The sequence below is a fragment of the Rhodococcus erythropolis NBRC 15567 genome, from assembly GCF_001552595.1.
GTDB lineage: Bacteria > Actinomycetota > Actinomycetes > Mycobacteriales > Mycobacteriaceae > Rhodococcus_F > Rhodococcus_F erythropolis.
Genome location: NZ_BCRM01000010.1, coordinates 130,644 through 152,270, shown reverse-complemented (window position 1 = coordinate 152,270; position 21,627 = coordinate 130,644). Strand labels below are relative to the sequence as shown.

At 62.9% G+C, this 21,627-nt stretch carries 19 protein-coding genes; 3 read left to right on the top strand and 16 right to left on the bottom strand.

The features are described 5' to 3' along the window. Positions 1-49: 49 nt before the first annotated feature. The 5 genes from dnaE to lspA form a co-directional block, all read right to left on the bottom strand. Entirely contained in the window at positions 50-3,586 is a 3,537-nt protein-coding gene (gene dnaE, locus RE4_RS16100) for a DNA polymerase III subunit alpha (RefSeq protein WP_007733155.1), read from the bottom strand. Between the two features lie 99 nt (positions 3,587-3,685). Then, on the bottom strand, positions 3,686-4,624 hold the full coding sequence (rarD, locus tag RE4_RS16095) for an EamA family transporter RarD (protein WP_037120403.1): 939 nt from the start codon (positions 4,622-4,624) through the stop codon (positions 3,686-3,688). Between the two features lie 41 nt (positions 4,625-4,665). After that, entirely contained in the window at positions 4,666-5,349 is a 684-nt protein-coding gene (locus tag RE4_RS16090; RefSeq protein ID WP_019748857.1) for a hypothetical protein, read from the bottom strand. After that, positions 5,346-6,272, bottom strand: a complete 927-nt coding sequence (locus RE4_RS16085) for an RluA family pseudouridine synthase (RefSeq protein ID WP_007733161.1) — start codon at positions 6,270-6,272, stop codon at positions 5,346-5,348. The genes RE4_RS16090 and RE4_RS16085 overlap by 4 nt, the downstream gene beginning before the upstream one ends. Beyond that, complete coding sequence (gene lspA / locus RE4_RS16080) at positions 6,269-6,955, bottom strand: signal peptidase II (RefSeq protein ID WP_060938915.1); 687 nt, start codon at positions 6,953-6,955, stop codon at positions 6,269-6,271. Before lspA ends, RE4_RS16085 begins: the two co-directional genes overlap by 4 nt. 68 nt (positions 6,956-7,023) lie before the next feature. On the opposite strand from lspA, the gene RE4_RS16075 reads away from it, so the two are divergent. From RE4_RS16075 to gad, 3 genes are all read left to right on the top strand, one after another. Then, on the top strand, positions 7,024-7,950 hold the full coding sequence (locus RE4_RS16075; protein ID WP_060938914.1) for a hypothetical protein: 927 nt from the start codon (positions 7,024-7,026) through the stop codon (positions 7,948-7,950). Continuing rightward, the gene (locus RE4_RS16070) at positions 7,938-8,711 is read left to right on the top strand and encodes a sensor domain-containing protein (RefSeq protein ID WP_060938913.1); all 774 of its coding nucleotides are present in this window, start codon (positions 7,938-7,940) and stop codon (positions 8,709-8,711) included. The genes RE4_RS16075 and RE4_RS16070 overlap by 13 nt, the downstream gene beginning before the upstream one ends. 142 nt (positions 8,712-8,853) lie before the next feature. After that, a complete protein-coding gene (gene gad / locus RE4_RS16065) occupies positions 8,854-10,245 on the top strand; it encodes a glutamate decarboxylase (protein ID WP_060938912.1) in 1,392 nt (463 codons plus the stop codon). 83 nt (positions 10,246-10,328) lie between these two features. Here gad and RE4_RS16060 read toward each other — a convergent pair whose 3' ends face one another. The 11 genes from RE4_RS16060 to ftsZ all read right to left on the bottom strand — a co-directional run bounded on the left by RE4_RS16060 (position 10,329) and on the right by ftsZ (position 21,506). After that, on the bottom strand, positions 10,329-10,835 hold the full coding sequence (locus RE4_RS16060; RefSeq protein ID WP_029255549.1) for a WKL family lipoprotein: 507 nt from the start codon (positions 10,833-10,835) through the stop codon (positions 10,329-10,331). Positions 10,836-10,951: 116 nt separating this feature from the next. Beyond that, positions 10,952-12,316, bottom strand: coding sequence for a DNA polymerase IV (locus RE4_RS16055; protein ID WP_019748863.1), 1,365 nt, complete (start codon positions 12,314-12,316; stop codon positions 10,952-10,954). 36 nt (positions 12,317-12,352) lie between these two features. After that, positions 12,353-12,691, bottom strand: coding sequence for a TfoX/Sxy family protein (locus RE4_RS16050; protein WP_060938911.1), 339 nt, complete (start codon positions 12,689-12,691; stop codon positions 12,353-12,355). Between the two features lie 68 nt (positions 12,692-12,759). Continuing rightward, positions 12,760-15,873, bottom strand: coding sequence for an isoleucine--tRNA ligase (gene ileS, locus RE4_RS16045; RefSeq protein ID WP_060938941.1), 3,114 nt, complete (start codon positions 15,871-15,873; stop codon positions 12,760-12,762). Between the two features lie 291 nt (positions 15,874-16,164). After that, entirely contained in the window at positions 16,165-16,479 is a 315-nt protein-coding gene (locus RE4_RS16040; RefSeq protein ID WP_021334087.1) for a hypothetical protein, read from the bottom strand. Between the two features lie 49 nt (positions 16,480-16,528). Beyond that, entirely contained in the window at positions 16,529-17,356 is an 828-nt protein-coding gene (gene wag31 / locus RE4_RS16035; RefSeq protein WP_003941722.1) for a DivIVA-like cell division protein Wag31, read from the bottom strand. Positions 17,357-17,482: 126 nt separating this feature from the next. Beyond that, positions 17,483-17,761 carry a YggT family protein gene (locus RE4_RS16030; protein WP_003941780.1) on the bottom strand — a complete coding sequence of 93 codons (279 nt, stop codon included), beginning with the start codon at positions 17,759-17,761 and terminating at the stop codon, positions 17,483-17,485. 189 nt (positions 17,762-17,950) lie between these two features. After that, on the bottom strand, positions 17,951-18,601 hold the full coding sequence (locus tag RE4_RS16020; protein WP_003941752.1) for a cell division protein SepF: 651 nt from the start codon (positions 18,599-18,601) through the stop codon (positions 17,951-17,953). Between the two features lie 85 nt (positions 18,602-18,686). After that, on the bottom strand, positions 18,687-19,436 hold the full coding sequence (locus tag RE4_RS16015) for a YggS family pyridoxal phosphate-dependent enzyme (protein ID WP_019748868.1): 750 nt from the start codon (positions 19,434-19,436) through the stop codon (positions 18,687-18,689). A gap of 6 nt (positions 19,437-19,442) precedes the next feature. After that, positions 19,443-20,210, bottom strand: a complete 768-nt coding sequence (gene pgeF / locus RE4_RS16010) for a peptidoglycan editing factor PgeF (RefSeq protein ID WP_060938910.1) — start codon at positions 20,208-20,210, stop codon at positions 19,443-19,445. 108 nt (positions 20,211-20,318) lie between these two features. Beyond that, positions 20,319-21,506 (bottom strand): cell division protein FtsZ, encoded by a 1,188-nt coding sequence (ftsZ, locus tag RE4_RS16005; protein ID WP_003941788.1) that lies wholly within the window; start codon positions 21,504-21,506, stop codon positions 20,319-20,321. Between the last annotated feature and the right edge of the window lie 121 nt (positions 21,507-21,627).

The window sequence follows — 21,627 nt, the reverse complement described above, 5'->3', positions numbered from 1 at the left end:
CTGATGCAGCAAGGTCCCTTCGTTCGGTTCAGGTGCGCTCGATCGGCGGTCAGACCGTCAGACAGCTCGGCCCGAGTAATGCCTTCAGGTCGCCCATCAAAGCCGAGGATGGTTCGACCCGAAGGACGTCGTCGACCTTCCACAAGCTGATCTCGGTTCCACCGATCAGCCGAACGTGAACGTCGGATGTTCCGGGGTGCCTCGTCAGCACCTGCTTGAGAGCACTGAGCTTGTCCTTGGTGCATTGCCGAAGCGGCAGCGAGACCGACAGGGGGCGCGCGACCCCGATCGCCGAAATATCAGGCACCGCAAGGTCGTTGCCGATCAGCGACATCCGATCGTCTCGGATCGAAACTCGAGCCTTGACCAACACGATGGCATCCTCGGCGATGTCCATCCCGTACACGGCGTAGGCCTGCGGGAAGAACAGCACCTCGATTCCACCCACGAGGTCTTCGAGCTGCACGATGCACCAGGTCAGACCGTTCTTGTTGACCCGGCGGTCCACCGAGGCGATGATGCCGCCGAGAGTTACCTGGGCACCGTCCTGAACGCCGCCTTCGAGTATCGCGGCGATGGACGTGTCGGACTGCTGGCGAAGAATGTGCTCGACGCCGTTGAGCGGGTGACCGGAAACATACAGCCCCAGCATCTCTCGTTCGAGTGCCAGGCGATGTTTGGAGTCCCACTCCTCCTCGGGAATCTTGACGTCGAACACCGAGGTGATCGACTCGTCCGCCTCGGCACCGCCGAAGAGGTCGAACTGTCCGATCGCCTCTGCCTTCTTGGTGCTCATCACGGAATCGATGGCGTCGGCATGGACCAACATCAGGCCCTTGCGCGGGTGACCCAACGAGTCGAAAGCACCGGCCTTGATGAGAGATTCGGTGACCTTCTTGTTGCAAGCCATCGCGTCGATCTTGCCGAGATAGTCGGAGAAATCGGTGAACTTCGATTTCTCCGTGCGCGCCTTGATGATCGAGGCAACGACGTTGGCGCCGACGTTGCGCACCGACCCCATACCGAAACGGATGTCGTCGCCGACGGTCGCGAAGTCGACGCGTGACTCGTTGACGTCCGGTGGGAGAACGGTGATGCCCAACTTGCGGCAGTCGGCGAGGTAGATCGCGGACTTGTCCTTGTCGTCACCGACGGATGTGAGCAGACCTGCCATGTACTCGGCCGGGTAGTTCGCCTTGAGGTACGCAGTCCAGTACGACACGAGTCCGTATCCGGCGGAGTGCGACTTGTTGAACGCGTACCCGGCGAAGGGAAGGACCGTGTCCCACAGCGCCTTGATGGCGGCTTCGCTGAAGTTGTTGTCCAACATGCCCTGCCGGAAGCCGGCGTAGGCCTTTTCCAGCTCGGACAGCTTCTTCTTACCCATGGCGCGACGCAGCAAGTCGGCCTGACCCAGGGTGTAACCGGCCACCTTCTGCGCCAGTTGCATGATCTGCTCCTGGTAGATGATCAGGCCGTACGTCTCCGAGAGGATCTCCGCGAGCGGCTCCTCCAACTCGGGGTGAATCGGCTTGACGTCTTCCAAGGCGTTCTTGCGCTTGGCGTACGAGATGTGGGCGTCCACACCCATCGGTCCCGGTCGATACAGCGCCAATGCGGCGACGATGTCGCCGAATCCGGTGGGCTGCATCAGTTTCAGCAACTCGCGCATACCGCCGCCGTCGAGCTGGAACACACCGAGAGTGTCGCCGCGGGCGAGCAGTTCGTATGTTGCCGCATCGTCCATCGGCAACGTGTCGAGGTCGAGGTCGATGCCGCGGTTGGCTTTGATGTTCTCGAGCGTATCGCCGATAACCGTGAGGTTTCGCAGACCGAGGAAGTCCATCTTGAGCAGGCCGATAGCTTCACACGATGGGTAGTCCCAACCGGTGATGATGGCGCCGTCCTGGGCGCGCTTCCAGACCGGGATTGCGTCGGTGAGCGGTTCGGACGACATGATGACCGCGCAGGCGTGCACACCGGCGTTACGGATCAGCCCTTCCAGACCCACCGCGGTCTTGTAGATCTTCGCGACGTCCGGGCTGGAGTCGATGAGCGCTCGAACCTCGACTGCCTCCTTGTACCGCTCGTGCTTCGGGTCGGTGATACCGGAAACCGAGATGTCCTTGGCCATGATGGGCGGCGGGAGCGCCTTGGTGATCTGATCGGCGATGGCAAAGCCCGGCTTGCCGAACTGGACGCGAGCCGAGTCCTTGATGGCAGCCTTGGTCTTGATGGTGCCGAAGGTGATGACCTGGGCGACCTTGTCGTTGCCCCACTTGTCCGTCGCGTAGCGAACCATCTCGCCGCGACGGCGATCATCGAAGTCGATATCGATATCGGGCATGGACACACGCTCGGGGTTGAGGAATCGCTCGAACAGCAACCCGTACGGGATGGGGTCGATGTTGGTGATCCCCATCGCGTAGGCCACCAACGAACCGGCTGCCGATCCACGGCCGGGCCCGACGCGGATTCCGACGTCCTTGGCGTGGTTGATCAGGTCGCCGACCACGAGGAAGTAGGCCGGGAAGCCCATTTCGTTGATGACGCCGATCTCGTAGTCGGCGCGGGCGAGGTACTCCTGCGGAGGTCCGCTCGGGAAGCGGCGATCGAGTCCGCGCATCACCTCGGCGCGCAGGAAGGTCTGCTGCGTGTGACCCTCCGGGACCGGGAAGATCGGCATGCGGTCGTGGAACGCCCACACGTCCTCGTACGACTGCACACGCTCGCCGATGGCCACGGTGTTGTCGCACGCCCCCGGTACTTCGTTGTCCCAGATGGCGCGCATCTCTGCAGCGGACTTGAGGTAGTAGCCGTCGCCGTCGAACTTGAAGCGCGTGGGGTCGGACAACGTCTTGCCGGTCTGGATACAGAGCAGCGCCTCGTGGTTCTCGGCGGCGTCCTTGGTGACGTAGTGGCAGTCGTTGGTGGCAAGCGGCGGGATACCGAGTTGCTTGCCGATGTCGAGCAGACCCTCGCGCACCCGGCGCTCGATCGAGAGACCGTGATCCATCAGTTCGAGGAAGAAGTTGTCCGGTCCCCAGATCTCCTGCCACTTCGCGGCAGCTTCGAGAGCCTCGCGATCGTGACCGAGACGAAGACGCGTCTGAATCTCACCCGAAGGGCAACCGGTGGTGGCGATGATGCCCTCGGCGTGCGCCGCGATGAGTTCCTCGTCCATGCGAGGCCACTTGCCGAGCTGTCCCTCGATTGACGCGAGAGAAGAGAGCTTGAAGAGGTTTCGGAGCCCCGTGGCGTTCTCGGCCACCATCGTCATGTGCGTGTACGCACCGCTACCGGAGACGTCGTCGGACTTCTGGCTGCGATCTCCCCAGAGAACTCGTTTGGTGTTGAACCGAGACTCGGGTGCGATGTACGCCTCGATGCCGATGATCGGCTTGATGCCGGCACTCTTGGCCTCGTTGTAGAACTGGCTGGCGCCGTACATGTTTCCGTGGTCGGTCATGCCGACAGCGGTCATTTCGAGACGAGCGGCCTCCTCGAACATGGCGCCGACCTTGGCCGCACCGTCGAGCATCGAGTACTCGGTGTGATTGTGAAGATGTACGAACGAGTCAGCCACGTGCGCCTCTCTGAAGGTCTGGGAGCGAGATCGAGTGTATGCCGCGTTGCCGACACGTTCGGCGACCGCCATCGAGGAGTCGCAGTGTGCCGCCTCCGATCACGTGACCGGAACCTCAGGTTCGGCGCTCGACCTCATCGAACGCCGCGAACGTCGACTGGCGACGAAGGTATCTGTCGTGAAGATCACCAGCGCAGCCCAGATCAGAACGAAGCCGATCCAGCGTGAGGCCGGCATGTCCTCGTGCATGACGGCCACACCCCACGCCATCTGCAGCGCCGGGGTGAGGTACTGCAGCATGCCCATCGTCGCCAAGGGAACTCGCTGAGCGGCAACGCCGAACAGGAGCAGGGGCAGTGCGGTGACCGGGCCGGCGGCAAGCAGCAACAGGCTGTGTCCGGCGCCGCTGCTGATGAAGGCACCGGCCCCGGTCAGGCCGAGAAACACGAGGTAGCCGACCGCGAAGGGTGCGGCGACGACTCCCTCGGCAGTCAAACTGGTTCGGGGATCGAGCGGAACCACCTTCTTGACCAGCCCGTAGGTGGCAAACGAACCGGCGAGCACCAATGCGACGATCGGCGGTTTACCGAAGTCGACCGTGATCACGACAACTGCCGTTGCAGCGAGAACAAGGGCAGCGATCTGAGCGCGGCGCAATCGTTCGCGGAAGATCACGACGCCGAGCAGAACAGTGACCAGCGGGTTGATGAAGTACCCAAGGGCCGCCTCCACGACGCGGCCTGACACCACGGCATAGATGTACGTTCCCCAGTTCACCGCGATCGCCGCTGATGCCGCGGTCACCAGCAGCCAGGTGCGTGCGCTGATTCCGCGAAGCGATCCGAGGCGGCCGGCAAAGGCCAACACGATCAGCATTAACAGAAGGGTCCACACCACCCGGTGCGCAAGGATCTCGACCGGATCGGCGAAGTCGAGTAGCCCAAAGAATGCCGGGAACGTTCCCCACAACAGGAAAGCCGCCACACCGTAGAAGATCCCCGAGGACGAACCGGACCTAGCGCGTTCGTCCTTGTTCACAGAACCGGAGTTCACAGAACCGGAGTTCACGGAACCGGAGTTCACGGGACCGGGCCGTCGTCGGGGCCGGGAGCAACGACGTCCACGTACTCCGGCAGCAATGGACGGACGGCCGCCAACCACGGCGAGGCGTCGGACGGCAATGCTTCCACTGCACGGACGTTCGAGTCATGTTCGATCGCTTCGAGTCCTTCGGGAGTAGCTCGCACCAGCACGCCCACCGCGCAGGCGCACCCGGCGGACAATTGCTTCGCCGACGCGAGCGCCACCTGTTGCTGACGATCGGTGTCGCCGCCGAGCGAGATCAGTCGCGTGGCTGCAACACCGGGCGATCTGCGCACTGCTTCGTCGTTGTCGGGAACGGGCACGGACATGAGCGGCGTCTGGACGCGCTCGATCGGAACTCGGAACATGACCCTGGACACGCGAACGCCCGAGACCTCAGCGCCCGGCACCTGAACACTGCTGGTCGACGTGATGACCTCGTCGACGGTGAGTGCCTTCGTGAACGAGACCAACGCCCACACCGGCCCGTCGACCGACGCGACAGAATCTCGCGCTCGCTCGAGGTAGCCCGGCACAGCTTCCCCACTGTCCGGACCGAGAGTGTCCGTCGTGATCGGCGGGGTCGGCACGGGATTCGCGAACCCCACGCCCACCACCGCCGCCACGCCGACCACCACCGCGACGACGGCCAGCGCGGGGGTAAGCCCGCGCGGTGTCATGAGGACCGGAGAACTTCGAGTGCGTGTTCGAGATCCTTCGGGTACTTGCTCTTGATCTCGACCCAGCGACCGTCCGCAGGGTGGGCGAAGCCGAGCGAGACTGCGTGCAGCCACTGGCGTTCGAGACCGAGCCTCTCGGCAAGTCGGGGGTCCGCGCCGTAGGTCAGGTCGCCGCAGCACGGATGGCGCAACGCCGAGAAGTGGACACGGATCTGGTGTGTGCGACCGGTTTCGAGGTGCACGTCCAGCAGACTCGCTGCCTGGAACGCCTCGATGGTGTCGTAGTGCGTGACGCTGGGCTTGCCGTCGGCCGTGACCGTGAATCGCCAGTCGTTCCCGTGGTGGCGTCCGATGGGGGCGTCGATGGTTCCGCTGCTCGGGTCGGGGTGTCCCTGCACGAGAGCGTGGTAGCGCTTGTCGATGGTCCGCTGCTTGAAAGCGCGCTTGAGCAAGGTGTATGCGCGCTCGGAGGTGGCAACCACCATGACACCCGACGTTCCGACGTCCAGACGGTGGACGATGCCCTGACGCTCGTGGGCACCGGACGTCGAGATACGGAAACCGGCCGCGGCAAGTCCGCCGATGACGGTCGGTCCCGTCCACCCGACGCTGGCGTGCGCGGCAACTCCGACGGGCTTGTCGACTGCCACGACGTCGTCGTCGGCGTAGAGGATCTCCATCCCCTCGACCGGTGTCGCCTCGATGGTCAGGGGCCGCGGCGGTTCGGGCAGGACAACCTCGAGCCACGACCCTGCGGTCAGACGATCGGACTTGCCGACCGCCACACCGTCGACGAGTACCGAGCCTTCTTCCGCGAGTGTCGCGACCACGGTGCGCGAGAGTCCGAGGAGGCGCGCCAGGCCGGCATCGACCCGCATGGCGTCGAGGCCGTCGGGCACGGGCATCGAACGGGATTCCCTCACTTGGTTTCTCCCTCGGCTGCGGCCTTCGATTCGATGAGCTTCTTGGCGTCCGCCTTGTGATCACGCAGGCGTTCACCGTTGGGTTCGAAGCCGAAAAGAGTCAGTACGACGAGCAGGATCGCGCCACAGACGATCGCGGAATCCGCGATGTTGAACACGGGCCACCAACCGACGGAGACGAAGTCCACCACATGTCCGCGCATGATTCCGGGAGAGCGGAAGAATCGGTCGACGAGGTTACCCAGCGCGCCGCCGAGAACGAGGCCGAGACCGAGCGCCCACCACGGTGATCGGAGCGTGCGACCGATCTTGATCACACCGATGACGACACCGATGGCGACGAGGGTGAGGATCCACGTCATCGACGTTGCCATCGAGAACGCTGCACCGGGATTGCGCACCATCGTGAATGTGACCACGTCACCGATGATTTCGATCGGCTGCCCCGGCTTGACCGCGGCGACTGCCCACACCTTCGTGAGAATGTCCGAGAGCAGGATGACAGCGGCGATGGCAATGAGCATGGTCAGCCGGCGGGGCTTTGCGACCGGCGCAACCGCCAGGTCACCGTCTTCCGATTTCACGGCTTCCGGTTTCACGGTTTCGGGCTCGTCGGCCTTCGAGATTTCGGTAATCGGCTGATCCTCCGCGTTGACATCTCGGTCTGGGTGGTCTGTACTCACGCAACCATCATCCCTCATGTTCACCGCACCGGGTCACGCACTCTGCAACTGCGGCTAGCCTGGAGCGCGTGCCACTGCTGTCCACGACCGGCCGACGAGTTCCGTTCGCCCTCGCTGCCCTCGCTCTCACCACCGTTCTCACCGCTTGCGGCGACTCGGATCAACCTCCCACCGCACCTACCTCGTCGCCGAGCGAAGTCACTGTTCCGGTGACCGCCGCCACCGTCGAGGTACTCGATGGGGGAAGCGAACCGCGCGAGGTACTGCGCATGAACTTGCCTGTCGGCACCACGCAGACGGCGACGCTCGTCACCCAGGCGGTCGTGAGTCAGCAGATCGATCAACAGCCGGCACAAGATTTCTCTTCGCCGGAGATCACGATCCCGCTCTCGGCAAACGTGACCGCTGACGATCCCACCGCTGTCGTGGACCTGACGCTGTCGTCGATGACCTCGCCGGATGCAACGCTGCAGGCAGCGCTGAGCGGGGCCGACGGATCTGCGGCCGGATTGTCGGTCACGGATTCGGGCGCCATCACCGCCCTACGGTTGAAGCCGTCCGCCAACTCGGCCAATGCTGCCCGCGCTGCAATCGAACAGGCGCTCGGCCAAGCGGTCTACCGGACCGTTGCACTCCCCGACGCTCCGGTCGGTGTCGGCGCACGTTGGGTGGTTCGACAACAAGTCAGCAGTGAAATCCTGCTCGATCAGACAACCACCGTCACGCTCACCGCGCGGGAGGGCAATCGGCTTTCGCTCGCGGTGGACGTATCGCAGACCCCGCAGAGCCCGGTCTGGAACCTGGCCGGTGACGCCGGAACGCTGAACATCGATCAGTACGTCATGGCCGGCTCCGGAAACCTCACCGTCGACCTCTCACTCCCCTTGCCGATCGCCGGACAGATGACCGTCGGCGGCGACCAGGCGTACGGCGATCCGGACAGCTCCTCGGTGATCCGGCAGACGATCTCCAACAGCATTCGGTGGGAATCGTGACACGCCGGTCGCTCGCACTGGGCCTGACAGCAACGGCGGCACTGTTCGTCGTGACCGGTTGCGGCTCGGACGACTCTCCTAGAGCTGACACAACTACGCAGGTTTCCGCCCCACAGGTCGGCTTGGCGCCGTTCACGGCTGCTCCGGCCGCACCGCTGAGCGGGACACCTCTCGACCGTGATGCGCTGCAACGAGCCGCGCTCACCCTCTCCGAACTACCTGCGGACTTCGACATAGTTCCCGACCCGGTCGACGACCTCGGCCTCGCACCGGCGCCGGAGAGTTCGGAGGCGGACAAGTCGAGCACCGACCCCGCCGTCTGCGCTCAGGTTCTGGCACCGATAGCCACCCAGGCCGCCGGATCCGTCGCCGACCTCTCCGACATGTTCACCGGCCCCGATTTCACGAGCATCGATCAGGACTCTGCTTCGTACGCCGACGGCACCGCGGCAGCAGCAGCTTTCGAGAAACTTCAGACCACGCTGGCCGGGTGTGCGGAGTATTCAGGAACCGATGCCGACGGAACGACAATCACCTATCGCGTCGGCGGAGCGTCGCAACCGAACGTCGGCGACGCGTCTTTCGCTTTCCGAATCATCACGGAGAGTGGCGGTTTCACCTTGGTCGCCGATGCGATCGTGGCCGCAGTCGGGACCACGTTGACCCAGGTGTCCGCAACTGCGCCGAGTCCGATCGCCCCCGACGTGCTGCACTCGATGGCATCGGCCGCCGCCGATCGCCTGCGCGCACAAACGCCCTGACAACGAGCGGATTAGTCCCGTCTCGGCCTTACGCGAATGATTCGGGACCACAGACCCTTTGACAACTGCCCGTCCACACTGAACGGTGAGAGTAGGTACGAAACAGACCAACGCGACACACTGATGTGAGGAGCCAGAGTTCATGCCGGAACCCAGAAGGTCAGATCACACCGATTACGTAGCCGTCAATCCGATCTTCTCGAGGCCTGGCGAGGATTCGGTTGCATCGAAGTACACACTCGAACCCGACGGCATGCTTCCCGAGACCGCGTATCAGATCGTCCACGACGAAACGATGCTCGACGGCAATGCGCGGCTCAATCTCGCGACGTTCGTCAGCACGTGGATGGACGATCACGCCACCAAACTGTATGCCGAGTCGTTCGACAAGAACATGATCGACAAGGACGAGTATCCACAGACCGCCGCGATCGAAACCTATTGCTGGCGCATCCTTGCCGACCTCTGGCACTCGCCCTCCCCCAAGGACGCAATCGGTACCTCGACGATCGGTTCGTCCGAGGCGTGCATGCTCGGTGGCCTGGCGATGAAACGACGCTGGCAGCACGCACGAAAAGCCGCGGGGAAGTCCACCGAAAAACCAAATCTCATCATGAGTTCCGCCGTCCAGGTGTGCTGGGAGAAATTCTGCAACTACTGGGACGTCGAGGCGCGCTACGTGCCGATCAGCGAGGAACACCGGACCCTCGACGGTCACGATCTGGACGAGTACGTCGACGAGAACACCATCGGCGTAATCGCGATCATGGGTGTCACGTACACCGGGATGTACGAGCCGGTCCTGGAAATCTCGAAGGCACTCGACGCGATCCAGGAAAAGACGGGACTCGACGTTCCCATCCACGTCGACGGCGCTTCCGGCGCAATGATCGCCCCGTTCCTACAGCCGGAACTCGAATGGGATTTCCGGCTCCCGCGCGTGCACTCCATCAACACCTCGGCGCACAAGTACGGACTCGTCTATCCCGGCCTCGGCTGGGTGGTCTGGCGATCGCAGGATCTACTTCCCGACGACCTCGTGTTCAAGGTGAGCTACCTCGGCGGCAGTATGCCGACCTTCGCGCTGAACTTCTCGCGGCCCGGTGCTCAGGTGATCCTGCAGTTCTACTTGTTCCTGCGTCTCGGCCACGACGGCTATCGCGCGATCCAGCAGTCCTCACAGGACGTGGCGAAATTCCTCGCCGAAGGAATCGGGAAGCTCGACGCCTTCGAATTGTGGAACGACGGTTCCGACATCCCGGTCTTCGCGTGGCGCCTCGCCGAGGGCCACACGTCCAACTGGACGCTGTACGACCTGTCCGACCGGCTGCGGGGCAAGGGCTGGTTGGTGCCGGCCTATCCCATGCCGGACGATCTCTCGGATCTGACAGTGCAGCGCATCGTGGTTCGTAACGGACTGAGCATGGACCTGGCAGCCAATCTGCTGCGCATCATCGAAGAGGAAACCGCGTTCCTCGACGAACTCGACAGCCCGATGCCGCGGCCACGCGTCACCGAGGGATTCCATCACTGACGACGCTCACTGCATGAAGAGCGGCCGCCGACTCCCTTTCGGGGGTCGACGGCCGCTCTGGTGTTTCAGGTGTTGCGCAGAGATCAAGCAGCGCAAGCAGGCGAGGTCAGACCTGCAACGCCCACGATCTGGCAAGCGGTGGTCTTCGAGAGCTTCCAGACGCCGTCCTCGTAGACGAACGAAGCCTGCAGACCCTGCTGCAGCGGCTGGCCGTTGACGACGATGTTCAGCGAAGCTGCGGCCGTCTCGCTACCCGTGTCGGTGACCGGGTCGAGGATCTCGACCTGCGCGCCGGCAGCCTTGGCGGCAGCGGCGACCTGGTTGATCAGCTCGGGATCCTGCTCGGCGCCCTGGACGAGGTTGACCTTGTCTGCGGCCGGAACGGTCTCGTCGAGTGCCTGAGCGACCTTGCCGTTGAGCTCAGCAGACGTCGGGAGCTCGGGAGCTGCAACGTCCGTGGTGCTGGTGGTGGCCGTCGCACTCTTGGACGTCGTGGTGGGTGAGTCGGTCTTGTCATCCGAGCCACAAGCGGTCATCGTCAGGGCTGCTGCGATCGCCACGGCTGCAACGGTCATCTTCTGAAGCTTCAACTTCTCAGTCCTATCCATTCGGGTGTTCACATTCGAGCGTCAGTCGAACATCGTGCTTGCTCGAGGATCGTCGACAACATTACCCAACGGTAAGCGGAAAAAGTCTAAGGACATCCTCAGAGAAGGCTGTCGACCGCATCTGCTACCTCGAGCACCTCATCCGATTCGGCGAAGGTTTTGGCTATTCCCGTTCCGCTGGAACGGGTTTCGAAGCGAACTGTCACCACTCCGTGCCCGGCGCCTTGCACCCAACCGTGTCCGTATTCTGGATGCTTCACGTCCAAACCAGGGTGCCAGTAGCGCTGAGGGACGCGTGCGGCCACCGGAACGTCGAGTTCGGCCTCATCGAGGGCGCCCGTGAGAGTCTCGACCGGATAGCCGGGAACATCCTGATCCAACTCGGGAAAAAGTGATCCTTGCCGAACGGTGGACAAACCGGCGAATCCCACACCGACGAGGCGAATCGGCCCCAATTCCTGCGGGTCGATGACCTGTTTCTGCGCAGTCGCGACAAGGATTTGGCGGTCGATGGTGGCAAACGGCAACGTCACGGATCGCGTCAGAATGCTCATATCGGACTTCTTGAGCTTCAGTACGACGGTGCGAGCTGCTCTTCCGTCCTTCTCCAGCCTGGAAAATGCTGCGCGACCACTACTTTCGACGGCCGCGCGCAGTTGCGCCATAGTGACGATGTCTGCGGCGAACGTGGATTCCGCGCTGATCTGCTTGGATTCGGCACGCTCCGCGACCGGCCGGTCGTCGATCCCCTGCGCGAGCCGATGCAACCCCGGTCCGACAGTGGTTCCGAGTATCGACGCCACCTCCGCTATGGGAGTGCGGGCAAACCCTCCGATGGTTTCGATGCCGAGACGCTTCAGCTTTTCCTCGGCAACAGGGCCGATCCCCCACAGCTTTCGCACCGGAAGTGGATCGAGCAACTCGTGCTGCATCCCGGGAGGAATCACTGCGACGCCGTCGGGCTTTGCCAGTCCCGACGCGATCTTGGCGACCTGCTTACCTGCGCCGGCACCGATCGAGGCGACCAACCCGGTCTCGGCTTTGATCAACGCCCGCAGGTCCTCACAAAACGCGCGGACCTCGTCGGCGCCGACTCCGGCCAACTCCACCGGTTCACCAAAGGCCTCGTCCACCGACAATTGCTCGAGGATCGGCATACGAAGGCGCAACGCGTCGAAGGTGCGTTTACTCAGAACCGAATACAACGACATCCGAGGTGGCAATACCACCGCTCCGCCACCGACCATCCGGCGTGCTTGGTGCATCGGCATTGCCGAACGCGCACCGAAAACTCTCGCTTCGTAACTTGCCCCGGCCACCACTCCGCGCCCACCCAAGCCGCCGACCAGCACCGGGCGACCTCGCAGCGTGGGACGGGTCAACTGCTCGGCAGAGGCGAAAAACGCATCCATGTCGAGATGCAGCACCCACCTGCGACTTCGTGTGGGATCACCTTGATTCATCGGGCGTTACGGTTCTCTCAAAAGTAGGTGCAGAATTTACGTCCGCGCCTTCTTCTTGGGCGACTTCTTCTTCGGCAGGGGTAGTACGTCGGCAGTCCGTTGAATGAAGGCGTGCAGGTGATCGAGGTCCTGCAGCCTTTCCTCCGTCACCCGGTAGTAATCCTTCGCTCCCGGGTACGGCGGAGCCAGATCGGCCTCTGATCCGAATTCGGTACTGACCTCGGTGGGTTTGACGAACAGAACGTCTCCGCAGATCAAGGCCACGATCTTCTCGTCGCAATACAATCCGTACTCGCCGAACATCGCCCTTGCCCGCACGTCGAGCGGTTCCAACTGCTCGAGAATGCGCGCCACGGTTTCCTTGCTCGTACTCATGAGAGCAAACTACTCCGGCACCCCGACATACAGACATTCATCGGGGAGCCGGAGTAGTTACGGCGGTATTAGACCTTCGTGATCGCGGCGCGGATACCGTCACCGAGATCGACGGCGTCGTCTCCCGCTTCACCCACCGAGAACGAGGTGGCCAGAACCTCACCGGCGATCAATTCGCGATGACGCTCCGCCCACTCCTTGCAGTCCTGCGGAACCTCGAGTACGACGTTGATCCGGTCCGAGACGTCCAAACCGGCGGCACGACGCGCATCCTGCAACTGACGGATACGGTCCTTCGCCCAGCCCTCGGCTTCGAGTTCCTCCGTCACGACGGAATCGAGTACGACGAGTCCCATACCGTCTGGCAATGCAGCCGTCGAATCAGGCTCGGCTGCAACCAGTTTCTGCGTGTACTCCTCGGGCAGCAGTTCGATGCCCGCCGCAACCACGACGCCGTCAGCGTTCTCGGTCCAGTCGCCCGCCTTGACCGCCTTGATGACAGTCTGAACGGACTTGCCCAGACGCGGTCCTGCTGCACGCGCATTGACCGCGATCTCGAAGCGCCCGTGCACGTCGACGTCATCGGTCAGATCGACCTTCTTGACGTTGACCTCGTCGGCGATCAGTCCGAGGAACGGACGCAGACGCTCGGCATCCGGCGCCGCAACCGTAACCTCGGGCAGCGGAAGACGAACTCGCAGATTCTGCGCCTTGCGCAGGCTCAGCACCGTGGAGCACACGGTCCGGACGTCGTCCATCGCCGCTACCAGCTCGGGGTTCGCGGGGAGCTCCGACGCCTCCGGCCAATCAGCCAGGTGAACCGAGCGCTCCCCGGTCAACCCGCGCCAGATCACCTCGGATACCAGCGGCAACAGCGGCGCAGCGAGACGCGTCACGACCTCGAGCACGGTGTGCAGGGTGTCGATCGCGTCGCGATCCTCGTCCCAGAACCGCGAACGAGACCGTCGCACATACCAGTTGGTGAGCGCATCACAGAACAACCGAAGCTCGTCGCACGCGCCGGCGATGTCGTTGACCTCGAGGGCCTCGGTGATCACGTCGCGGGTGGTAGCGAGCTTGGCCAGGATGTACTGATCGAGGATGTTCTCCGAATCGGTACGCCACACACCGGATTCCGGCGCGTACAACTGCAGGAAGCTCCAGGCGTTCCACAGCGGGAGCAACGCCTGACGTACGCCTTCGCGGATGCCCTGCTCGGTCACGATGAGGTTTCCGCCGCGCAAGATCGGCGAAGACATCAGGAACCAGCGCATGGCATCGCTGCCGTCGCGGTTGAACACCTCCTTCACGTCCGGGTAGTTGCCCTTGGACTTGCTCATCTTCAGTCCGTCGTCGCCGAGCACGATGCCGTGCGCAGCAACGGTTTTGAACGCCGGACGATCGAAGAGTGCGGTTGCCAGTACGTGCAGCGTGTAGAACCAGCCGCGAGTCTGCCCGTTGTACTCGACGATGAAATCGCCCGGGAAATGGCCCTCGAACCATTCACGGTTCTCGAATGGGTAGTGCACCTGCGCGTACGGCATCGAACCGGATTCGAACCAGCAGTCGAGCACCTCGGGAACGCGGCGCATCATCGACTTCCCGGTCGGGTCGTCGGGGTTCGGACGGACCAGGTCGTCGATCATCGGGCGATGCAGGTCGGTCGGACGCACACCGAAGTCTGCCTCCAACTGATCGAGCGAGCCGTACACGTCCGTACGCGGGTACTGCGGATCGTCCGACACCCACACCGGGATCGGGCTGCCCCAGTAACGGTTTCGGCTGATGTTCCAGTCTCGTGCACCTTCGAGCCACTTGCCGAACTGGCCGTCACGGATGTGCTCGGGCACCCAGGTGATGTCCTTGTTCAGCTCGACCATGCGATCTCGGAACTTGGTGACCGCGACGAACCACGAGGGAACCGCCATGTAGATGAGCGGCTGCCCACTGCGCCAACTGTGTGGGTACGAGTGCTCGATCGTCTCGTGCCGCAGCAGCTTTCCGGCAGCCTTGAGGTCCTTGATGATGACCGGGTTGGCGTCGAACACCATCAGGCCCTCGTACGGCGGAACCATCGAGGTGAACTTTCCACCCGGATCGAGCGGCTGTACGACCTCGATACCGTTGGCCGTGGCCACGTCCATATCCTCTTCACCGAAAGCCGGTGCGAGGTGGACGATTCCGGTTCCGGAGTCGGTTGTCACGTAGTCCGCCGAGAGCACGACGTGCGCATTCGGATGTCCGAGGAAGAAGTCGAACGGCGGAGTGTACGACAGTCCGACCAGCTCGGCGCCCTTGTGACGGGAAACGACCTCGGGGTCCTCCCCCAGTTCACGTGCGTAATGAGCTACCCGTGCTTCTGCGAGCACGTACCGCTTTCCGTCCTCGCCGAGCACCTGGACGTAGTCGACCTCGGGATGAACCGCAGTGGCCAAGTTGGACGGCAGTGTCCACGGAGTCGTGGTCCAGATGATCGCGTTTGCGCCGTCGAGGGGTGAACCCGGAGCGACCAGCGGCATGTCGACTGTGACTGCAGGATCCTGACGCATCTTGTACGCGTCGTCGAGACGAGTCTCCTGATTGGACAGCGGAGTCTGCTCGTACCAGCTGTAGGGCAGCACACGGAAGCCCTGATAGATCAGGCCCTTGTCGTGCAGCTCCTTGAAGGCCCACATGACGGACTCCATGAAGTCGACGTCCAGGGTCTTGTAGTCGTTGTCGAAATCGACCCAGCGCGCCTGGCGGGTGACGTAGTCACGCCACTCGTCGGTGTACTTGAGCACCGAGGCCTTGCAGTACTCGTTGAACTTGGCCAGACCCATGACTTCGATCTCGGCCTTGTCCTTGATGCCGAGCTGCTTCTCCGCTTCGAGCTCTGCCGGAAGGCCGTGGCAATCCCAGCCGAAGCGTCGTTCGACCTTGCGTCCACGCATTGTCTGGAAGCGCGGCACCAGGTCCTTGACGTACCCCGTCAGCAGGTGGCCGTAGTGCGGCAAACCGTTTGCGAATGGCGGTCCGTCGTAGAAAACGAACTCTTCGTTACCGTCCCGATTGGAAACCGACGCACGGAAGGTGTCGTCGTCGTCCCACTGTTTCAGGACTTTCTGTTCCAGTTCGGGGAACTTGACTCCGGTGTCGGCGGGGACACCGTAGTCGACTTTGGGATACCCGTTACTCGCCATGGCGATCTCCTCGTGCCAGTCGGACTCGGCACGGGGACGACGTGACGCTTGTGCGCCGACACCGCGGTACCACCCCGTTTGCACCCCGCAGATCCGTGCTTTCACACCGGATCTCGAGCTGCCACTCGATCGAGCTGTGACGGGCTCACCCGTTCGGTTCTACTGGGTCCTCGACACGTACGAAAGCGTCGACAACCGTTCTTCCGAAAGCTCCCCGGTGATTGCCGGATCACAGCCTGGTATTCGTGTTGGACAGTCTAATACTCGTCCTGGACCTTGTCGGAACTCGCCCTAGGTCTTGTCGGGGGCACCCGGCGACCCGCCGTGGTTTCCCTGATTGTCGTCGTTGGCAGTAGCTGCATCATCGGTCGAGGAATCCGAGGAACTCTCGACTCGACCGTAAGGCGACGACACGCCGCTGCCCGACATCGGGTCATCCAACGAAGGAACCGCCTTCCTGCTGGTCAGCGCACTGACCAGCAGGAGGACGGCACCTGCTACACAAATCGCGATACATGCCCACGCCCAGATCAGCGACCCTGTGGTCAGGGCAACGATCAGGAGAGCGAAGCCAACTCCCGCGAGAACCAACGTCACGACCAGCACGTATCAACCTTTGTCCGGTCCGATAGCTGAGCCGACGAGGCGCTCTCGGTCAGCTGTTTCCCTTGGCGAAGGACGGGCTGTAGGAATCCTGTCCACCGTCGACCGGAACGGCCGAGCCACGCTGTTCGAGCTCTTCGAGCTGCGATTCCAGGTAGGACTTCAGGCGCACCCGGTACTCACGTTCGAACGTCTTGAGCTGCTCGATACGGCCCTCGAGGACCGAACGCTGCTGGTTGATGGTCGCCATGATTTCGGTGTGCTTCTTCTCGGCGTCTGCCTTGAGAGCGTCTGCCTTCTCCTGAGCCTGGCGAAGCTGGGTCTCGGAGCGAGTCTGAGCGTCGGTCAGCATTGCCTCCGACTTGTTGCGCGCATCCGCGATCATGCCGTCGGCCTTGCTGCGAGCCTCGCTCATGAGCTGCTCGGAGTTGGTGCGAGCACTGCCGAGCAGCTGCTCGGATTCGGTCTTGGCATCGTTGGTGAGGCGATCCGCCATCTCCTGAGCCAGTCCGAGGACCTTCGCGGCCTGCATGTGGGTGTCGCCACTCTGCGGCGCTGCAACGGCAGCGGCGGCGGGAACCGGAGCTGCAACGGGTGCAGGCTTGGGCGGTTCGACAACCCGAGCGGGCTCCGGCTTGGGCTGCGCTGCGACGGGTGCTGCCTGCTGAGCAGGTGCCGGCGACTTCTTGGCAGCCGCGAGCTCCTGATCCAGCTCACCTACGCGCTGGCGCAGGTCCGCATTCTCTTCGATGAGCTGCGACAGCGCCTGCTCGACGAGGTCGAGGAATGCGTCGACCTCGTCCTCGTTGTAGCCACGCTTGCCGATAGGCGGCTTGCTGAACGCAACGTTGTGCACGTCAGCTGGAGTCAGTTGCGGCATGGAAGGATCCCTTCACGCGTCATTTGGCGGTCTAGCAAGCATTCAGTTGCAACACAGTCTACGTAGTGGCGAACCACCGGATGAGTTATGGCTTCCATTCTGGCATACCACTCACTCGGACTGCGCTCAGCGAACAACCGACATCAGGATGATGACGATGAAAAGCAAGACCATGATGGATAGATCCAAGCGAACTCCACCGAGGTTGATCGGGGGGATCAACCTGCGGAGCAGTTTCACCGGAGGATCGGTGATCGTAAAAATGGTTTCGAGAATGACTGCGACCAATCCGGTCGGTCGCCAATCTCTGGCAAACGAACGAACGAACTCGACGATCACTCTGCCGATCAGCAACAGCCAGAAGACAACCAGCACCAGATAGATCACAGAGAGAAGCGCGTCCACACCCTCACTCTGCCTGACTTCTGCGGTGTGTCCAAAACAGACACACCGCAGCAATTCCGGAACCGGCCCGCATCGAGTCCGTCTTGTAACGGCCGGCGATGGGTCCGAATGCGGCGTCCGCCGAGACGGGCCGCCGTTCGAATGTGCTCACGTCACCCCTGCTCAGGGGCCGGACTGCGGTCGAGACCATCATTTCTGGCTGTAGAAACCCGTCTCCGCGATACGACGGCGTTCCTCAGCGGAAACGTCGATGTCAGCCGGTGAGAGAAGAAACACTTTGGTGGCTACCTTGTCGAAAGAACCACGCAATGCGAACGCCAGGCCGGCCGCGAAATCGACCAGACGCTTCGCGTCGGCGTTGCTCATGTCGACCAGATCCATGATGACGGGGGTGCCGTCGCGGAACCGCTCACCGATGGTGCGGGCCTCTGCGTAGCTCTGCGGACGCAGTGTCGTGATCTTGGCGAGCGGGCCGCCGTCATCGACAACAGGCGCACGTCGCGCTTCGGGACGCTCTGCACGGGCGTCGACCGCGAGGTTTCCACGGCTTGCCGGACGCGGCGCCATCGCCGGGCGGCTACTGCGGCTGGGAACGGTGTCGACGCGGGGCCGGGAATCGTAGCGATCGAACTCCGCGTCCTCTTCGTCACGACGACTGGGCGCGTAGCTCGCCTTCGAGAAGGCAGGTTCGACGAACTCGCGGTCGTCGCGCTCGGCATAGCCGTCGTGACTACGACGGGGTGCGCGGCGAGCCTGATCGGGCTCCTCCACGTATTCGTCCTCGTAGTCATCGAGGGGAACCATGCCGAAGTAAGCCTTGAACTTATGCAGGTTGCTCATTGATCGACCTTCCTTGGCGCGGCGGAATCAATCCGACTGCGACCGGTCGCAGCGGTGTGGACGGGTTGGGCGATCACCTGAGCGATCACCTCGAGATTACTGGTCGTGAGCCGAGCAGTGCGGTTCCGACACGCACGCACGTTGATCCGTGGCGCACTGCGGCCTCCAGATCACCGGTCATGCCAGCCGAGAGTTCGGTTGCCCGGGGATGCGATTCGAGAATCAAAAGATGTGCCCTGCGGAGGATTTCGAACTGCTCGTCCGGATCTGATCCAAGCGGCGGGACGGCCATCAGTCCCGCAAATTCGAGACCTTCGGCTGATTCGATCCGCTCGGCGAGAGGGGTTAGCTCTCCCGTCGGAACTCCGCCACGCGCAGGGTCTCCGTCGAGACTTACCTGGATGAGCACCCGCAGCGGCGCTTTACGCTCCCCGTCGGACAAAGCTCCGAGCGCCGCCCGATCGAGTGCATCGGCCAGTCGTGCACTGTCCACCGAGTGAATTGCGTAGGCCCACTTCGCTACCGAACGCGCTTTGTTGCGCTGCAACTGCCCGATCATGTGCCAGCGAACCGGATCGTCGATCGCGCCGCTCTGTGCAGCGCCGTCGAAGTCCGCGACCTTCTCCACTGCTTCCTGCTCACGAGACTCACCGAATTCACGGCAACCCAGTTCGTACAGGATTCGGGCGTCGGACGCCGGAAAGAATTTGGTAACTGGCAGCAGTGCTACGTCGGAAACTTCACGACCGGCGGCAAGGCAGGCGGCCGCCAGCCGCGCACGCACCGAGTCGAGTGCCGTCGATATTTCTGTCAGCCGCATATCCGTCTGGCGCATTTCTGCCTAGACGGTTTCCTGCGCTGCGGGCGCTTCCATCCAGATCACTGCAGCTTGACGCCCGGTCAGAGATTCTCGGCGATGACTGAACAACGCGCGATCCTCGATCGTGCACCGCGGGTCCTCGGCAACACCGGACACACCCGCGGCGAGCAACTGCTTACGCAGTCCCGCACGCAGATCGAGTCCCGGCGTGCCCTTCTCGGTGCGAGTTGCGCTGCCCGGCAAGTGCTTTTCCACGTCCGCACGCATCGCGGGGGGAACCTCGTACTGGCGTCCGCTCGCTGCCGGGCCGAGGAAGGCACCGATACGTGAGACGTCCGCGCCCTGTCGCACCATCTCCGCGAGGACGCGCGGGACGATACCGATGCGGGCACCGATCCGTCCGGCATGAACTGCCGCGATCACACCGGCCTCCTCGTCGGAGAGCAGAACGGGAACACAGTCTGCGCTGAGGGTGGCGAGCGCCAGGCCGGGAACGGTGGTGACCAGAGCGTCCGTCACGGGAATCACTTCGTCGGTCGGTTCCGTCACGACAGTGACGTTGCGCGAGTGGATCTGTTCCATCCACACGAGATGGTCAGGCTCGACGCCTATTTCGCGTGCCAGACGACGGCGATTCGCCTCGACGGCTGCCGGATCGTCTCCGACGTGATCGCCGAGATTGAACGACTCGTACGGCGACGCGGAAACACCACCGGCTCGGCTGGTCACGACGCGGCGAATGCGGGTGCGGGTGGTCGACTTCTCGGTACTCAAGATATGTGTGCTCACAAACGTCGAAAGTTGTCGTCCGGCTCAGACGTGACCGGACATCCAGTCAAGAACAGGGTACCCAGAAATTCCGGGCACCCTGTTCTCGAAACTGTTTGTAGCCCTGCGTCAGCGACGCATGAAGACAGGCACATCGACGTCGTCGTCGCCCTCGTCTTCCTGGACCGGCGCATGGCGTGGGCCACCGATCGGAGGCAAGCTACCCGAGCCCGTCGTCTCGCGCGCTGCGGAAATCGGCTGCTCGCCAGCAGGTTCGGCGGCCACCGGTGACCGGCCGACCTCACCCGCGCGCCCGGCGCCGATAGCTCCACGTCCCTGTGCGGTCGACTCCACGGGACGACGAGCCGGAGCTCCTCCGTCGAATCCCGCAGCGATGACCGTCACACGAACCTCGTCACCGAGTGAATCGTCGATGACCGTTCCGAAGATGATGTTGGCGTCGATGTGCGCGGCTTCCTGCACCAGCGAAGCCGCCTCGTTGATCTCGAACAGGCCCAGATCGCTACCGCCGGCAATCGACAGGAGAACGCCGCGGGCGCCTTCCATCGATGCTTCGAGGAGAGGCGAATTGATCGCAGATTCCGCCGCCTTGATCGCGCGTCCCTCACCACGTGAGGATCCGATGCCCATCAACGCACTGCCTGCACCGGACATGACACCCTTGACGTCCGCGAAGTCGACGTTGATCAGACCCGGGGTGGTGATGAGGTCGGTGATGCCCTGGACACCGTTGAGGAGAACCTCGTCGGCGCTGCGGAAGGCGTCCATGAGGCTGACGGCCGCGTCACCCAGCTGGAGCAGGCGATCGTTGGGAATGACGATCAGCGTGTCGCAGGACTCGCGGAGCGCCTGGATTCCGGTATCCGCCTGTCCCCCACGACGCTTGCCCTCGAAGGAGAACGGCCGAGTCACGACGCCGACGGTGAGTGCGCCCAGCTTCCGGGCGATGCTTGCCACGACAGGGGCACCACCGGTTCCGGTGCCACCACCCTCGCCTGCGGTCACGAACACCATGTCGGCGCCCTTGATGACCTCTTCGATCTCGTCCTTGTGATCTTCGGCTGCCTTGCGACCCACTTCAGGGTCAGCACCGGCGCCGAGGCCACGGGTCAATTCACGACCGACGTCGAGCTTGACGTCGGCGTCACTCATCAGAAGGGCTTGCGCGTCCGTGTTGACCGCGATGAACTCGACTCCCTTGAGTCCCTGTTCGATCATGCGGTTGACTGCGTTCACGCCGCCGCCGCCGATGCCGACGACCTTGATTACGGCGAGGTAGTTGTGCGGGGGCGTCATCGGCTCTCGCCTTCCGTGTCGTGTTTCACGCTGTTTGTCAGTGCTGCTGTCTTTTTACTGCTGCTGTATTTGTAACTGCTGGTGTATTTGTTACTGCTGGTGTTCGAGATAAACTCTAAAC

What these genes read in the sequence shown, in the direction of transcription:
- RE4_RS16020 (WP_003941752.1), bottom strand. Translation starts at nt 18,601, where the DNA reads ATGAGCAACCTGCATAAGTTCAAGGCTTACTTCGGCATGGTTCCCCTC.
- wag31 (WP_003941722.1), bottom strand. Translation starts at nt 17,356, where the DNA reads ATGCCGCAACTGACTCCAGCTGACGTGCACAACGTTGCGTTCAGCAAG.
- RE4_RS16090 (WP_019748857.1), bottom strand. Translation starts at nt 5,349, where the DNA reads ATGACACCGCGCGGGCTTACCCCCGCGCTGGCCGTCGTCGCGGTGGTG.
- RE4_RS16015 (WP_019748868.1), bottom strand. Translation starts at nt 19,436, where the DNA reads ATGCGCCAGACGGATATGCGGCTGACAGAAATATCGACGGCACTCGAC.
- gad (WP_060938912.1), top strand. Translation starts at nt 8,854, where the DNA reads ATGCCGGAACCCAGAAGGTCAGATCACACCGATTACGTAGCCGTCAAT.
- RE4_RS16050 (WP_060938911.1), bottom strand. Translation starts at nt 12,691, where the DNA reads ATGAGTACGAGCAAGGAAACCGTGGCGCGCATTCTCGAGCAGTTGGAA.
- RE4_RS16055 (WP_019748863.1), bottom strand. Translation starts at nt 12,316, where the DNA reads ATGAATCAAGGTGATCCCACACGAAGTCGCAGGTGGGTGCTGCATCTC.
- ileS (WP_060938941.1), bottom strand. Translation starts at nt 15,873, where the DNA reads ATGGCGAGTAACGGGTATCCCAAAGTCGACTACGGTGTCCCCGCCGAC.
- ftsZ (WP_003941788.1), bottom strand. Translation starts at nt 21,506, where the DNA reads ATGACGCCCCCGCACAACTACCTCGCCGTAATCAAGGTCGTCGGCATC.